Genomic DNA, 15,017 nt, shown 5'->3' on the forward strand with positions numbered 1-15,017 from the left:
GCCAACCGTCCGAGGCAGGCCGGCCATACTGACAACCGGTCAGGCCTTGTCCCCGGAGTGCATCTTCAACGCCGCGTCCACGTTGGCCTTCTTGTCCTCACCGGCACCCTTCGCCGCGGCCTTCTTCCGCTTCGCAACGACGGCGTCGACGGCACCGTTGAGCGCCGAACCGAGCGGGAAGCCGAGATAGTGGGTGAGGAAGACGGCCATCTCCTTCAGCTCCGTCTCGGTGAGCTCCCCGTTGAGCAACGCGGCGTTGATCTGAATCTCGGCCAGGTCGCGGTTCCCGACCGCGGTCACCGCCGTCAACGTCATGATGCGTTTGTCGCGCATCGACAATCCCGGTCGCGTCCAGATGCTGCCGAACAAGTGGTCGACGGTCAGGTCGAAGTACGCGTCGCCCTCGATGTTGGGCATTTCCCAGCCGTAGACCTCGTTCATCTTCTCGAGGCCCTTGCGGCGAAGTTCGTCCATCACGCCTCTTTCTCTGTGTGCGGTACCCCGAGGCCAGGCGCCAGTCGTTCGAGGGCCAGCTTAGCCAGCGGCAGATCGACCGAGACCGATTCGGCCAGAGCGAGCGCCAGGCTCAGGTCCTTCTCGCCGAGACCACGAGTATGGGTAAACCCGTCGTAGAGGAAGTGGCCAGGCTCAAGGTCTTTCGTGTCGTCGCGGAACATGATCGACCCTGCTCCGCCGGTCAGCTTGTCCGTGTGACGCACGACGTTGCCGAGGTCCTGCAGATTCAGGCCGGCGGCTTCAGCCAGCTTCCACGCCTCTCCCACCGCCGCGTAGGTAGTGAAGGTAAGCATGTTGCGAGCCAACTTCATCCGCGTGCCCGCGCCAGGCGGCCCGGCATGCACCACCAACTCCGCCCAATGCTCGAACGGCTCCTTGACACGGGCGAATACGTCATCGCTCGCCCCCACCATGGTCGCCAGTTGACCGAAGCGTGCGGCCCGACCGCCACCGCTAACCGGCGCATCGATGACATGAACGTCCTGCATTTCCAGCTCGCGTGCCAACTCTTCGGCGGTGGTGTCGCTGATCGTCGAGTGAATCGCGATGATCGTGCCGGGCTTGGCGGTTGTTGCCAGCTGGTGCACCACTTCGCGCACTTGCTCGTCGTTCAGGACGGTCACGCTGATGATGTCGGCGCCGGCGACATCGGCCACGCTATCGGCGAGGCGGGCGCCCCGGTCAGCGAATGGCGCCATCGCTTCGGCTCGAACGTCGTAAACCGTCAAACCGCCTGGCCATTCGGACATCTTCTTGGCCATCGGGGCGCCCATGTTACCCAGGCCGATGTATCCCAGTTTCAACGAGGTGGTCATGATCGGATGATCTGTCCGCCGTCAACGTTGAAGATCTGCCCGGTGATCCAGGACGCCTCGTCGGAGAGCAGGAACAGGCACATGCCTACGAGGTCCTCGGGAGTCCCCATGCGCGACAAGGGAAGCCCCTTGACGATGTCGGCGACCATCTCCTGCGGCGTGGTGGTCCGGTTGGCCTCGGTGTCGATGGGCCCGGGCGCGATCGCGTTGATTCGGATGTTCTGGCCGCCAAGCTCGCGCGAGAGCTGCTGGGTCAGGCCGTTCACCCCGACCTTGGCCAGCCCGTAGTAGTTCGAGTACAACCACGCCGCCGTGGACGACTGGTTGACGATCGCCCCACCGCCGCGCTTGGCCATCTTCTTATAGACGGCGCGGGTGCACCACAAGGCTCCGTCGAGGTTGACGCTCATGAACTTCTTGTAGTACTCGGGGTCGATAGTGAGCAGGAAGTCCAGCTTCATGCCGCCGAAGATCGCGGCGTTGTTGACCAGGTAGTCGATGCCGTCGAATTCGGCCAGCGCGCGGTCGGCCATCGCCTTCGCCGACGCCGGGTCGGACACGTCGACCGGGACGGCCATGGCGGTGCCGCCGTCGGCGACGATCTGTTTGGCCACCGCGTCGGCGGCCTCGGCCTTGATGTCTGCCACCACAACCGCGGCGCCCTCCCGGGCCAGTGCCTCGGCATACGCCTGACCGATCCCACCACCGGATCCGGTGACGATGGCGACCTTGTTCTCAAACCGCATGCTCTCAAGCTCCTCTAGTTAACCGCTGTCGCAATGGTCTTGATCTCCAGGTACTCCTCGAAACCGGCCAAACCCATCTCTCGGCCATTTCCGGACTGCTTGTAGCCGCCGAATGGCGCGTCGGCCGAATACCACACGCCGCCATTGACATTGATGGTGCCCGCGCGGACAAGCGCGGCGACCCTCGCCGCCCGATTCGGGTCGGCGCCGAACACTGTGCCGGACAGCCCGTATGGCGAGTCGTTCGCAATGCGGACGGCGTCGTCGTCGCCGTCGTGCGGAATCACCGTCAGGACCGGGCCGAAGATCTCCTCGCGCGCGCAGCGCGCATCGTTGCCCAGCCCCGCGATCAGCGTGGGCTCGATGAAGAAACCGACGTCACGGTCGGCCGGCCGCCCGCCACCGCAGGCAAACGTCCCGCCTTCGGCGATGGCCGAGTCGAGGTAGCCCTGGATCCGGTCCCGCTGGCGCGCAGAAATGACCGGCCCGCAAACGGTTCCGGGGTCGGTGGGGTCACCCGCCTTGATGCCGCCCATCGTTGCGGCCGCGATGGCGACGGCCTCGTCATACTTCGCGCGGGGCACCACCAGCCGGGTGGTGATCGCGCATCCCTGTCCGGCGTGCATGCATACCGAGAAGCCGGCCACGCCCACGGCGCCGCCCAAGTCGGCGTCGTCGAGGACGATGAACGCCGACTTCCCACCCAGCTCGAGAAAGACCTTCTTGATGGTGGCGGCGCCGTCGGCCATCACGCTGCGACCGGTGGCGGTCGACCCGGTGAACGAAACCATGTCCACCCGTGGGTCTTTGGCCAACAGGGCACCCACGCTGTGGTCGCTGGAGGTGACGATGTTGACGACACCGGGAGGGAAGTCGGTGCGCTCGGCAATGAGTTCGCCCAGCACGGCGGCACACCAGGGGGTGTCGGGGGCGGGCTTCAGGACGACGGTGTTTCCGGCGGCCAGCGCGGGCCCGATCTTGGCGAGGTTGATCTGGTGCGGGAAGTTCCACGGCGTGATCGCCCCCACGACACCGACGGCCTCGCGGGCGATGGTGCGCCGGGTGGGGATTCCCATCGGTGACGCGAGGCCGAGATCCTGGTTGTATTCGTAGGATTCGGCGGTGTCGGCCGCGAAGGCCAGGTCGTTGACCGGGACTTCGAGCTGGGCAATGCTGGTGAGCATCCGCGGCGCGCCGACTTCGGCGATGGTCAGGTCACGCAGCTCTTCGAGGTTCTGCTGCATCGCCTCGCGCAGCTGACGCACGCACCGCACCCGCAACTCGGTGTTGCGCGACCAGTCCGTCTCGTCGAACGCGCGCCGCGCGGCGTTGATGGCGCGGCCCATGTCGGCGGCGTCGGCGTCGGCGGCGACCCCGAGCACTTCCTCGGTCGCCGGGTTGATCGTCGGGAAGGTGCCTGCGCTACCGGGCGACATCTTGCCGTCAATGAAGAGTGCACTCACGCCGTCGGCCAGCAAGGCCATCTCCCGCTCCCGTCTGTGCGGACCAAATCGAGCACGCGAATCTCAGAAATTTCAGTGGACAGTTGTCCGATATTATTCGATGGAACCATAGCCGCCAGGCTGTCGGCGGTGCAAGGGCCGTTCTCGCTCAAGCCGGCCACTCGACGGCAAACAGCACATTAAACGCCATGTTTAATAATTGCGCTTGCTTCCGGCCGAATCGGTCCGATAGCTTGGACACGTGTCCAGCGATGCACTGGTTTCGATCACGTCTCAGGCCGAGCACCAAACCGGTCGGCCGGCGCGGAACCGCCGCCAGGAGGAGACCTTCCGCAAGGTGCTCGCGGCGGGCATCGAGACGCTGCGCGAGAAGTCGTACGCGGACCTGACGGTGCGCGCGGTGGCAGCCCGCGCCAAGGTCGCCCCGGCCACGGCTTACACCTACTTCTCGTCGAAGAACCACCTGATCGCCGAGGTGTACCTGGACCTGGTGCGGCAGGTGCCCTACTTCACCGACGTCAACGACCCGATGCCCAACCGGGTGGAACAGGCGTTGCGCCACCTGGCTCTGGTGGTCGCCGACGAACCCGAGGTAAGCGCCGCATGCACGACGGCGTTGCTCAGCGGCGGCGCCGAGCCCGCGGTCACCGCCGCGCGCGACCGGATCGGCGCGGAGATTCACCGCCGCATCACGTCCGCCATGGGCCCCAACGCCGACCCCACCGCCGTGTCCGCGCTCGAGATGTCGTTCTTCGGAGCACTCGTTCAGGCCGGCAGCGGTGAATTCACCTACCGTGAGATCGCCGACCGGCTGGCCTATGTGGTGCGGCTGATCCTCACCGGCGCGGGAGAAACGAGCCAGGAGACGAGCACCGAATGACCGTTCACGCTGGCGACCACGAGCTGGTCCTCGATCCATACGACTACGACTTCCACGAAGATCCGTATCCGTACTACAAGCGCCTCCGCGACGAAGCCCCGCTGTATCGCAACGAGGAGTTGAAGTTCTGGGCTTTGTCGCGGCATCAAGATGTGCTGCACGGGTTCCGCAACAGCACCACGCTATCCAACAAGTACGGTGTCTCGCTGGATCCGGCATCGCGCGGCCCGCACGCGTCCAAGACCATGTCGTTTCTGGCGATGGACGATCCCGCCCATCTCCGGTTGCGGACGCTGGTGTCAAAAGGGTTCACACCCAGAAGGATTCGCGAACTCGAGCCTCGCGTCACCGAGATCGCCACGCAGCACCTCGACACAATGCTGGCGAAGGCAAACGACGGCACCGTCGACTATGTCGACGAGTTCGCCGGCAAGCTGCCCATGGACGTCATCTCCGAGCTGATGGGCGTCCCCGAGGCGGACCGGGTTCAGGTTCGGGCCTGGGCCGACGGTGTGATGCACCGCGACGAGGGCGTCACCGACGTACCGCCGGAGGCGGTCGAGGCGTCCATCAACCTGATCGTGTACTACCAGGGGATGGTCGCCGAACGGCGCAAGAAGCTGACCGGCGATCTCACGTCGGCGCTGCTGGAGGCCGAGATCGACGGCGACCGGCTCAGCGACGAGGAAGTCCTCGGCTTCATGTTCCTGATGGTGATCGCCGGTAACGAGACGACCACCAAACTCCTTGCCAATGCCGCGTTTTGGGGTCACAAGAATCCGGATCAGCTGACGCCGGTCTACGCTGACCTGTCCCGGGTGCCGCTGTGGGTCGAGGAAACCCTGCGCTACGACACCTCCAGCCAGATCTTGGCCCGCACCGTCTCCGGCGAACTCACCCTCTACGACACCACCATTCCCGAGGGCGACGTCTTGCTGCTGTTGCCTGGTTCGGGTCATCGCGACGAGCGGGTATTCGACAACCCCGACGACTATCTGATCGGGCGCGAAATCGGGCCCAAGCTCCTGAGTTTCGGTAGCGGCGCACACTTCTGCCTCGGCGCGCATCTGGCGCGGATGGAAGCCCGGGTCGCGCTCACCGAGTTGTTCAAGCGAATCCGCGGATATGAGGTGGACGAGGCCAACGCCGTCCGCGTCCACTCCAGCAATGTCCGCGGATTCGCTCACCTACCCATGACCGTGGAGGTCCGCTGAATGCCCCGCTTCGAACCCCTGCCCGGACGCCGACCGGCGATCGTGGCCGGCGCCTCCTCCGGCATCGGAGAGGCCACCGCCATCGAACTCGCGGCGCACGGCTTCCCGGTCGCCCTCGGCGCCCGCCGGGTCGAGAAGCTCAACGACATCGTCGGCAAGATCAACGCCGAGGGCGGCGAGGCGGTCGGATTCCACCTGGACGTCACTGACCCGAACTCGGTGAAAACTTTTGTCGCGCAGGCTGTCGACGCGCTCGGCGACATCGAGGTGCTGGTGGCCGGCGCCGGCGACACCTACTTCGGCAAGCTAGCCGAGATCACCACCGACGAGTTCGAGTCGCAGCTGCAGATCCACCTCGTCGGCGCCAACCGGCTGGCCGCCGCGGTGCTGCCCGGCATGCTCGAACGGCAGCGTGGCGATTTGATCTTCGTCGGCTCCGACGTTGCCCTGCGCCAGCGGCCGCACATGGGCGCCTACGGCGCCGCCAAGGCCGCGCTCGTCGCGATGGTCACCAACTTCCAAATGGAACTCGAGGGCACCGGCGTGCGGGCCTCGATCGTGCACCCCGGCCCGACGAAGACGTCGATGGGGTGGAGCCTGCCGGCCGAGAAGATTGGTCCCGCACTAGAGGACTGGGCCAAGTGGGGCCAGGCTCGCCACGACTACTTCCTGCGCGCGGCCGACCTGGCGCGCGCCATCACGTTCGTCGCCGAGACACCGCGCGGTGGGTTCATCGCGAACATGGAGCTTCAGCCCGAAGCTCCGTTGGCCGACAAGAAAGAGCGACAGCAGCTAGCACTCGGCGAAGAGGGGATGCCGTCATGACAAGCACCGCAATCGTACCGCGGGTTTCCGGCGGCGAGGAAGAACACGGTCATCTCGAGGAATTCCGCACCGACCCAATCGGTCTGATGAAGCGAGTCCGGGAGGAGTGCGGCGACGTCGGATGGTTCCAGCTGGTCGACAAGCACGTGATTCTTTTATCCGGTGCGGACGCCAACGAATTTTTCTTCCGCTCCGCGGACGAGGATCTTGACCAGGCCGAGGCGTACCCGTTCATGACACCGATCTTCGGGAAGGGCGTCGTTTTCGACGCCAGCCCCGAGCGGCGCAAGGAGATGCTGCACAACTCGGCGTTGCGTGGCGAGCAGATGAAGGGCCACGCCGCCACCATTGAGGGTGAAGTCAAGAAGATGATCGCCAACTGGGGCGACGAGGGCGAGATCGAGCTACTCGACTTCTTCGCGGAGCTGACCATTTACACTTCAACCGCCTGCCTGATCGGGCTGAAATTCCGTGAGCAACTCGACCACCGCTTCGCGGAGTACTACCACGAGCTGGAACGCGGCACCGACCCGCTGTGCTACGTCGATCCCTACCTGCCGATCGAGAGTTTTAAACGACGCGATGAGGCGCGCGTCAAACTCGTTGCGCTGGTAGCGGAGATCATGGACCAGCGGCTGGCCAATCCGCCGAAGGACAAGGCCGGCCGAGACATGCTCGACGTGCTGGTCTCGATCAAGGACGAAGAGGGCAATCCCCGGTTCACCGCGGACGAGGTCACCGGGATGTTTATCTCGCTGATGTTCGCGGGGCACCACACCAGCTCGGGGACCTCGGCGTGGACATTGATCGAGTTGATCCGCCACTCCGATGTGTACGCGGAGGTACTGGCCGAGCTCGACGAGCTGTATGCCGACGGCCAAGAGGTGAGTTTCCATGCGCTGCGGTCGATTCCGAAGCTGGACAACGTGGTCAAGGAGACCCTGCGGCTGCACCCGCCGCTGATCATCCTGATGCGGGTGGCCCAGGGCGAGTTCGAGGTCGAGGGCTTTCCGATCCACAAGGGCGACTACGTCGCCGCTTCCCCGGCGATCAGCAACCGGATCCCCGAGGACTTCCCCGATCCGGATGCCTTCAAGCCCGACCGCTACAACAAACCCGAGCAGGCCGACGTCGTCAACCGGTGGACCTGGATTCCGTTCGGTGCGGGGCGGCACCGGTGCGTCGGCGCCGCTTTCGCCCAGATGCAGATCAAGGCGATCTTCTCGGTTCTCTTGCGCGAGTACGACTTCGAAATGGCACAGCCGCCGGAGAGCTATCACAATGACCACTCCAAGATGGTCGTTCAGCTCGCCCGGCCGGCGAAGGTCCGCTACCGCAAGCGGAAAGCCTGATGCATCATGGGTTTTCGGATCGGGGTCGATCTCGACTTGTGTCAGGGCCACGCGATGTGCGAACTGGAGGCGCCGGACTACTTCCGGGTACCCAAGCGGGGCAAGGTGGAGATTGTCGACCCCGAACCGCCCGAAGACGCCCGCGATGAGGTCGAACGCGCGGTCGATATGTGCCCCACGCAAGCACTGTTCATCAAAGAGAAAGAAGACGGATAATGGCGTCACGCGAGGAACTCGAGGCATGGGTCGACCGCTGGCTGCAGGCCAACAAGGACTGCGAGAAGGCGGGTGACTGGCGGCCGTTGGCAGACTTCTACACCCGGGACGCCACCTACGGCTGGAACATCGGCCCCAAGGAAGACGTGATGTGCGTAGGCGTCGACGAGATCCGCGACATCGCCCTCGGGCTGGAGATGGAGGGCCTGGAAAACTGGGTGTACGAGTACCAGAAGGTGCTCATCGACGAGAAGCAGGGCGAGATCGTCGGCTTCTGGAAACAGATCGTCAACAAAACCGACGGCACCCAGGACGAGATCTACGGCATCGGCGGCAGTTGGTTCCGCCTCGACGCCGACAACCTCATCGAGTGGCAGCGCGACTTCTTCGACTTCGGTCATGTCGCGTACATGTTCGGCAAGCTCATCGAATCCGGTGACCTCAGCTCCGGCATGCAGAAGCGGATCGAGCGCAGCATCGCCGGCGAGAAGCTGCCGGGTTACTACCCGCTCGGCCAAGCGCCCGTCCCCATCTGGTGACGGGACCAACCAAGCATTTGATTCGTTGCACGCGCTATGCTGACGCGACAAGGGTGCCTGTGGCGCCCGTCACCAAGTTGTCCGGCATGAAGGGGCCGGCCAGCTCTGATCGATTCAAAGGCGAAATGGGGTCAGGACCATCGTGAAGACAAAAGGCGCACTGATCTGGGAGTTCAACCAGCCCTGGTCCATCGAGGAAATCGAGATCGGCGACCCGCAAGCGCACGAGGTCAAGATCCAGATGGAAGCGGCGGGCATGTGCCACTCCGATCATCACCTCGTCACCGGCGGGATCCCGATGGCGGGCTTCCCGGTGCTGGGTGGTCATGAGGGTGCCGGCATTGTCACCGAGGTCGGTCCGGGCGTGGAAGACCTCGCCCCGGGCGACCACGTGGTGCTGTCCTTCATCCCGTCCTGCGGGCAATGCCCAACGTGTCAGGCGGGCATGCGAAACCTCTGTGACCTGGGTGCCGGCCTGCTAGGCGGCCAGGCGGTCTCCGACGGCACGTTCCGCATCCAGGCCCGCGGGCAGAACGTCTTCCCCATGACGCTGCTGGGCACCTTCTCGCCGTACATGGTGGTGCACCGCGCCTCGGTGGTGAAGATCGACCCGTCGGTCCCGTTCGAGGTGGCCGCCCTGGTCGGCTGCGGCGTCACCACCGGCTACGGCTCGGCGGTCCGCACCGCCGACATCCGACCGGGTCAAGACGTCGCCATCGTCGGCGTCGGCGGGGTCGGCATGGCAGCGCTGCAGGGCGCCGTCAACGCCGGCGCCCGCTACATCTTCGCGATCGACCCGGTCGAGTGGAAGCGTGACCAGGCGCTGAAATTCGGTGCGACCCATGTCTATCCCGACATCGACGCGGCGCTGATGGGCATCATGGAGGTCACCTACGGGCTGATGGCCCACAAGGTGGTGGTCACCGTCGGTGAGCTGCACGGCGCCGATGTCGACAACTACCTCAACATCACCCAGAAGGGCGGCACCTGCGTGCTGACCGCCATCGGCAGCCTGCTGGACACCAACGTCAACCTGAACCTGGCGATGCTGACGCTGATGCAGAAGAACTTGCAGGGCACCATCTTCGGCGGCGGCAACCCGCAGTACGACATCCCACAGCTGCTGTCGATGTATAAGGCCGGCAAGCTGAACCTGGACGACATGGTCACCACCCAGTACCGCCTGGAGCAGATCAACGAGGGCTACCAGGACATGCTGGAGGGCAAGAACATTCGTGGCGTCATCCGGTACACGGACGCCGACAGGTAGCAGCCGCCCCAACAGACTGGGTCCCGAGTGACGGGGTTCGGGCATCTGCTGGCGCCGGGGCAGATCGGCGCCATGACGGTGCGCAACCGCATGGTCATGTCTCCGATGGAGACCATGTACGGCACGTCTGATGGGCTGCCGTCCGAGCGCACCCGTGACTACTTCGCCGCCCGCGCCAAGGGCGGCGTCGGCCTGATCACGTTGGGCGCCACGGGGGTCGACAACCAGCACCCCGAGACTCCCGGCGGGTTGCACCTGGCCACCGACGAGTCGGTCGGCGCGCATCGGGCGCTCGTGGAGGTGGTGCACGAGCACGGCGCCAAGATTCAGCCCCAAATCGTGCATGCCGGTCCCGACGGCCTGGGGCCCGAGATCTTCGGGGTCACGTCATTGGGCCCGTCGGTGATTCCCTCCTACCTCACCGGACGCCCGTCGGTCGAGATCAGCAAGCAACAGCTGTGCGGGGTGTTCGATTTGTTCAAGGCCGCGGCGCGCCGCGCCGTCGAGGCCGGGTACGACGGCATCGAGCTGCACGCCGCGCACGGCTACATGCTGCTGGGCTCCTTCCTTGCGCCACAACGCAATCGGCGCACCGACGACTATCGCGGTGATTCGGCGCGTGGCCGGGCACGGGCGGTGCTCGATGCGCTGGCCGCGATCCGTTCCGAGATCGGTGACACCCTGCCGATCACGCTGCGCATCTCCGGCTACGAACGGGTTGCGGGCGGCCGGCCGATCTTCGAGACCGCGCAGCTGGCACCGGAATTCGTGGCCGCGGGCGTCAACGCGTTCCATGTCAGCGGCGGTGTGATCGACCGGCTGGTGACCGGGATGGTCAATGGCGCCGACGACGGCGACGAACTCAACGTCGGGGCGGCGGCCGCGGTCAAGCAGGTGGTCGACGTGCCGGTGATCGCCGTCGGCCGCATCCACGACCCCGTCCGCGCCGAACGGGTCCTGGCCGACGGGCGCGCCGACTTCGTCGCGATGGGCCGTCCGCTGCTCGCCGATCCAGAGTTGCCGCGCAAACTTCGCGACGGGCAGGCGCACCGGATTCGCAAGTGCATCTCCTGTGAAAACTGCATCGACGCAATGGAACAGCGCTTCTCTGTCGACTGCGCCGTCAATCCACGCACCGGCAAGGAGCGCGAGATGTCGGCGCCTCGCGCCGCGCGCAGCAAGCGCGTGGTGGTGATCGGCGGCGGACCCGCCGGGCTGGAGGCGGCCCGGGTAGCCGCCGAACGGGGCCACCGTGTCAGGCTTTTCGAGCGCAGCGCCGTGCTGGGCGGCGCGCTGCGCTGGGCGTCCGTGCTGCATCCGGAGAACCAGCCTTTCCTGCGCTATCTGCGTGACGAGATCAAACGCTGCAGCGCAGACATCTTTCTAGGCCAATCGATTTCGGCTCAAGACGTCGTCGATACCGACCCCGATGCGGTGGTTGTGGCCACCGGCGGCCGGGTCACCGTGCCGGCGATCCCCGGATCCAACCTGCCGCACGTGCACACCGGGCCCGAGTTGCGCGAATTGCTAGACGGTCGAGCCGAATCCGGCGCACCGGCCTGGCAGCGGCTAGGAGCTTCCGCGCTGGGCGGCTGGCGGCAGCGGCTGGTGCGGCCTGCCGCGGTCCGGTTGGCCAGCCGCGCCTGGATGCCGGTCGGGCGGCGAGTCGCCATCATCGGCGGTGACCTGGTCGCCCTGGAACTGGCCGAATTCCTGGCGGGCCGGGGCCGGCTGGTGTCGATTCTCGAATCGGGCAAAAACATAGCCCCGGAGGTGGGCAACAAACGCAAGACTGAACACATGGATCGTCTCGATCGGCTGGGCGTCACCGTGCACGTGCGCGCCACCGTGGAACGGATCACCACCGAAGCGGTGGTGTTCGCCCCCGCGGGCGGGACCACCCGGCGGCTCCAGGCCGACAGCGTCGTGCTGGCCGGCACGGTCGAACCCGACACCACCATGTTCGACACGCTGGTCGCCGCTCTGCCCGGCGCTCAGGTGCATGCCGCCGGTGACTGCACCGGGCTCGGGCTGATCCGCAAAGCCACCGAGGAAGGCGCGCGCGCCGCGTGCGCAATCTACTGACAGGAGAGATAACAATGACCCAAACCGCGCAATCCCCGGCACTGACCGCGTCGCAGTCGTCATGGCGCTGCGCGCAAAGCAAAGACCGGGACGGCTGGCTGGCGCTGATGACGGACGATGTCGTCATCGAAGACCCAATCGGCAAATCCGTCACCAACCCCGACGGCACCGGCGTGCGCGGCAAGGCGGCCGTCGGCGAGTTCTTCGACAACAACATCGCCAAGAATCAGCTGACCATCACGTGCGAAGAGACTTTCCCGTCGAGCTCACCCGACGAGATCGCTCATATTCTGGTGCTGCAGAGCAAGTTTGAGGGCGGCATAACCAGCAAGGTGCGCGGGGTGTTCACCTATAAGGTCAACGAAGCGGGGCTGATCACCAACATGCGCGGGTACTGGAACCTCGACGTCATGGAGTTCGGCCAGGAGGACTGACGCGGGCTTTCCCAGCCGGCGCCCCTATGCTGGGGCCATGGCGTCGATCTTCACCAAGATCATCAACCGTGAACTTCCGGGCCGCTTCGTCTACGAGGACGACGACGTCGTCGCGTTCTTGACGATCGAGCCCATGACTCAAGGGCACACGCTCGTGGTGCCGCGGGCCGAAATCGATCAGTGGCAGGACGTCGATGGCGCGGCGTTCGCCCGGATCATGGACGTGAGTCAGCTCATCGGCAAGGCCGTGTGCAAGGCCTTCAAAACCGAGCGGGCGGGAGTGATCATCGCCGGGCTGGAGGTGCCCCATCTGCACGTCCATGTGTTCCCCACCCGCCGCCTGAGCGACTTCGGTTTCGCCAACGTCGACCGCAACCCGTCGCCGGACTCTCTGGATGAGGCTCAGGCCAAAATCAAGGCGGCCCTGGCTCAATTGGCGTGAACCGGCTCCTGCGCCGGCACCTCGCTGACGCGCGGCAACGTGACGCGGAAACAACAGCCCTCCCCGGGGGCGGTCGTCACCTTCACCGCGCCGCCGTGCGCGCGCACCAACGAGTCGACGATCGATAGCCCCAATCCGGTGCCGCCGCTGGCGCGCGCCCGCGACGAGTCGGTGCGGTAGAAGCGTTCGAACACGCGCGACGCGTCCTGCTCGGTCATGCCGGGACCCTTGTCGGCCACTTCGAGCACGGCGTCCTCCCCCTCGGTGCCGACCCGGACTGTGACGTCGGCACTCTCCGGGGAGTGCTGCAAGGCATTGGCGACCAGGTTGCTCAGCACCTGTCGGATCCGCGGTTCGTCTCCGAGGACCTCCGGGGTGCCTGGGCCGTCCAGCACTTCCATGGCGATGGTGCGTTTGGGGTCCATCGCCTGCGCGTCGTGCACGGCGTCGCTGGCCAGCGCCAGCAGGTCGACCCGGTTGTGTTCGAGCGGTCGTTGCACATCCAGGCGGGCCAACAGCAACAGGTCGTCGACCAGCAGACCCATCCGGCTGGCTTCGCTTTCGATGCGCGACAACAGCATGGCGACGTCGCGAGCGGCGCCCTGCCGGTACAACTCCGCGAAGCCCCGAATGGTCGTCAGCGGGGTGCGCAGCTCATGGCTGGCGTCGGTGATGAACCGCCGCATCCGCTCCTCGGAACCGCGGGCCTTCTCGGCCGACGACTCCGACGAGGCAAGCGCTTCCTGGATCTGCGCAAGCATTCCGTTGAGGGCGAGGGACAGCCGGCCGACCTCGGTGCGCGGATCACGTTCCGGGACACGACGATCCAGCTGCCCGGCGGCGATGGCCGCGGCGGTCTGTTCGACCTCGGACAGCGGCCGCAGACTGCGCTGCACGACCGCGAAGCCGGCGATGCCGACCACGACCAGCACCGCCACCCCGATGCCGATCTGCAACCAGACCAGGGAGCTGACGGTGTGTTGGACATCGGACAGGTCGATCGCCACGGTCGTCAGGCCGTGCGGGCCGCGCACCGACACCGCGCGCCACAGAATGTCGGACCCGTTAACCGACGGCAGGGTCGTCGGATTGGGGCCCACGTCGTTGCTGGGCGGCAACGCCGGTTCAGAGTTGCGGTCGTTGATGGCGGTGAACGGGGTGCCGTCGATGCTGACGCCCCGCACGTAGAACTTCGACGGCGGCCGGCCGGGGTCGGGGCCCTCGTAGGGCGGCGGCGACTGTCGCCGCGGGTTCTGCGCCCAGCCGCGCGACGCGTCGAGCAGCGTCTGGTCGATCCGCGTGATCAGGCTGTGCCGCAAGATTGAGGTGACCGCGATACCCGAGACGGCCAGCCCACATGCCACCAGCACCAGGGTGGCGGCGACGAGTCCTACTCGGAGCGGCAATCCGCGTCGATGCTGTATGGCCATGATTCTTCGCTAACGCCGGTGACCGAACGCGGGCTCAGCGCGGTTCCCGCAACACATAACCCACCCCGCGCAGGGTGTGCAGCAGCCGCTTCTCCCCGGTGTCGATCTTGCGACGCAGGTACGACACGTAGGACTCGACGACATTGACGTCACCTCCGAAGTCATATCGCCACACGTGGTCGAGGATCTTGGGCTTACTCAAGACCGTGCCCGCGTTGATCACAAAGTAACGCAGCAGCGTGAACTCGGTGGGCGACAGGGAGACCGGTTCGCCGGCCTTCCACACCTCGTGGGTCTCCTCGTCGAGTTCGATGTCGGCGAAGGTCAGTCGGGCGCTGCGGGGCTCCGCTCCGCCCTTGCCGGCGCGCCGGAGGATGACCCGCAGACGGGCGACGACTTCCTCCAGGCTGAACGGCTTGGTCACGTAGTCGTCGCCGCCCAGGGTCAGGCCGGCAATCTTGTCCTGCAGCGAATCCCGGGCCGTCAGGAACAACGCCGGAGCGTCGATGCCGTCGGCCCGCAGTCGCCGCAGCACCCCGAACCCGTCCATGCCTGGCATCATCACGTCCAGGATCACCGCGTCCGGCCGGGCCTCGCGGGCCCGATCCAGGGCTTGGGCCCCGTTGGTCGCGGTGTAGACCTCGAACCCCTGGAACTTGAGGCTCACCGAGAGCAGCTCGACTATGTTGGCCTCGTCATCGACCACGAGGACACGAGCCTCCGGTTTCGTTTCAGTTGGGGTTGCCGCGGTCATCAGGTTCTTCTGCCTCTTGTTGGACGTTTCCTATGT

Annotated in this window: 15 protein-coding genes and 1 pseudogene; 10 read left to right on the plus strand and 6 right to left on the minus strand. The window is 65.8% G+C overall.

What is annotated here, in order from left to right; translation table 11 throughout:
- Nucleotides 1–39: 39 nt before the first annotated feature.
- The 4 genes from A5678_RS22640 to A5678_RS22655 are packed head-to-tail and all read right to left on the minus strand — an operon-like array spanning nucleotide 40 to nucleotide 3,561.
- Complete coding sequence (locus A5678_RS22640) at nucleotides 40–474, minus strand: carboxymuconolactone decarboxylase family protein (protein WP_068047149.1); 435 nt, start codon at nucleotides 472–474, stop codon at nucleotides 40–42.
- Nucleotides 474–1,331: an NAD(P)-dependent oxidoreductase gene (locus A5678_RS22645; protein ID WP_068047150.1), complete on the minus strand. Its 858-nt coding sequence runs from the start codon at nucleotides 1,329–1,331 to the stop codon at nucleotides 474–476. The genes A5678_RS22640 and A5678_RS22645 overlap by 1 nt, the downstream gene beginning before the upstream one ends.
- A complete protein-coding gene (locus A5678_RS22650) occupies nucleotides 1,328–2,077 on the minus strand; it encodes an SDR family oxidoreductase (RefSeq protein WP_068047159.1) in 750 nt (249 codons plus the stop codon). Before A5678_RS22650 ends, A5678_RS22645 begins: the two co-directional genes overlap by 4 nt.
- Nucleotides 2,078–2,091: 14 nt before the next feature.
- Nucleotides 2,092–3,561: an aldehyde dehydrogenase gene (locus tag A5678_RS22655; protein ID WP_068047163.1), complete on the minus strand. Its 1,470-nt coding sequence runs from the start codon at nucleotides 3,559–3,561 to the stop codon at nucleotides 2,092–2,094.
- A 220-nt stretch (nucleotides 3,562–3,781) separates the two neighbouring features.
- Here A5678_RS22655 and A5678_RS22660 point away from each other — a divergent pair, with 220 nt between their 5' ends.
- The 10 genes from A5678_RS22660 to A5678_RS22705 all read left to right on the plus strand — a co-directional run bounded on the left by A5678_RS22660 (nucleotide 3,782) and on the right by A5678_RS22705 (nucleotide 12,797).
- Entirely contained in the window at nucleotides 3,782–4,420 is a 639-nt protein-coding gene (locus A5678_RS22660) for a TetR family transcriptional regulator (protein ID WP_068047166.1), read from the plus strand.
- Nucleotides 4,417–5,634, plus strand: coding sequence for a cytochrome P450 (locus A5678_RS22665; protein WP_068047169.1), 1,218 nt, complete (start codon nucleotides 4,417–4,419; stop codon nucleotides 5,632–5,634). Before A5678_RS22660 ends, A5678_RS22665 begins: the two co-directional genes overlap by 4 nt.
- Complete coding sequence (locus A5678_RS22670) at nucleotides 5,635–6,459, plus strand: SDR family oxidoreductase (RefSeq protein WP_068047171.1); 825 nt, start codon at nucleotides 5,635–5,637, stop codon at nucleotides 6,457–6,459. It abuts the gene before it with no gap.
- Entirely contained in the window at nucleotides 6,456–7,811 is a 1,356-nt protein-coding gene (locus tag A5678_RS22675) for a cytochrome P450 (RefSeq protein WP_068047173.1), read from the plus strand. Before A5678_RS22670 ends, A5678_RS22675 begins: the two co-directional genes overlap by 4 nt.
- A 6-nt stretch (nucleotides 7,812–7,817) precedes the next feature.
- Entirely contained in the window at nucleotides 7,818–8,027 is a 210-nt protein-coding gene (locus A5678_RS22680) for a ferredoxin (protein ID WP_156747043.1), read from the plus strand.
- A complete protein-coding gene (locus A5678_RS22685; RefSeq protein ID WP_068047179.1) occupies nucleotides 8,027–8,566 on the plus strand; it encodes a hypothetical protein in 540 nt (179 codons plus the stop codon). The genes A5678_RS22680 and A5678_RS22685 overlap by 1 nt, the downstream gene beginning before the upstream one ends.
- Nucleotides 8,567–8,708: 142 nt before the next feature.
- Nucleotides 8,709–9,836, plus strand: a complete 1,128-nt coding sequence (locus A5678_RS22690) for an NDMA-dependent alcohol dehydrogenase (protein WP_068047183.1) — start codon at nucleotides 8,709–8,711, stop codon at nucleotides 9,834–9,836.
- A gap of 27 nt (nucleotides 9,837–9,863) precedes the next feature.
- The gene (locus tag A5678_RS22695) at nucleotides 9,864–11,921 is read left to right on the plus strand and encodes an FAD-dependent oxidoreductase (protein ID WP_068047186.1); all 2,058 of its coding nucleotides are present in this window, start codon (nucleotides 9,864–9,866) and stop codon (nucleotides 11,919–11,921) included.
- Nucleotides 11,922–11,935: 14 nt separating this feature from the next.
- Nucleotides 11,936–12,355 (plus strand): ketosteroid isomerase family protein, encoded by a 420-nt coding sequence (locus tag A5678_RS22700; RefSeq protein ID WP_068047189.1) that lies wholly within the window; start codon nucleotides 11,936–11,938, stop codon nucleotides 12,353–12,355.
- A gap of 37 nt (nucleotides 12,356–12,392) precedes the next feature.
- A complete protein-coding gene (locus tag A5678_RS22705) occupies nucleotides 12,393–12,797 on the plus strand; it encodes an HIT family protein (protein WP_068047191.1) in 405 nt (134 codons plus the stop codon).
- Here the strand turns inward: A5678_RS22705 and A5678_RS22710 are convergent.
- Both A5678_RS22710 and phoP read right to left on the minus strand, forming a co-directional pair.
- Nucleotides 12,769–14,227: pseudogene (locus A5678_RS22710) on the minus strand (sensor histidine kinase). The gene A5678_RS22705 and the pseudogene A5678_RS22710 sit on opposite strands and share 29 nt — an antisense overlap.
- A 34-nt stretch (nucleotides 14,228–14,261) precedes the next feature.
- Nucleotides 14,262–14,981: a two-component system response regulator PhoP gene (gene phoP, locus A5678_RS22715; RefSeq protein WP_068047199.1), complete on the minus strand. Its 720-nt coding sequence runs from the start codon at nucleotides 14,979–14,981 to the stop codon at nucleotides 14,262–14,264.
- Between the last annotated feature and the right edge of the window lie 36 nt (nucleotides 14,982–15,017).

Source organism: Mycobacterium sp. E2733 (assembly GCF_001667585.1).
Lineage (GTDB): Bacteria > Actinomycetota > Actinomycetes > Mycobacteriales > Mycobacteriaceae > Mycobacterium.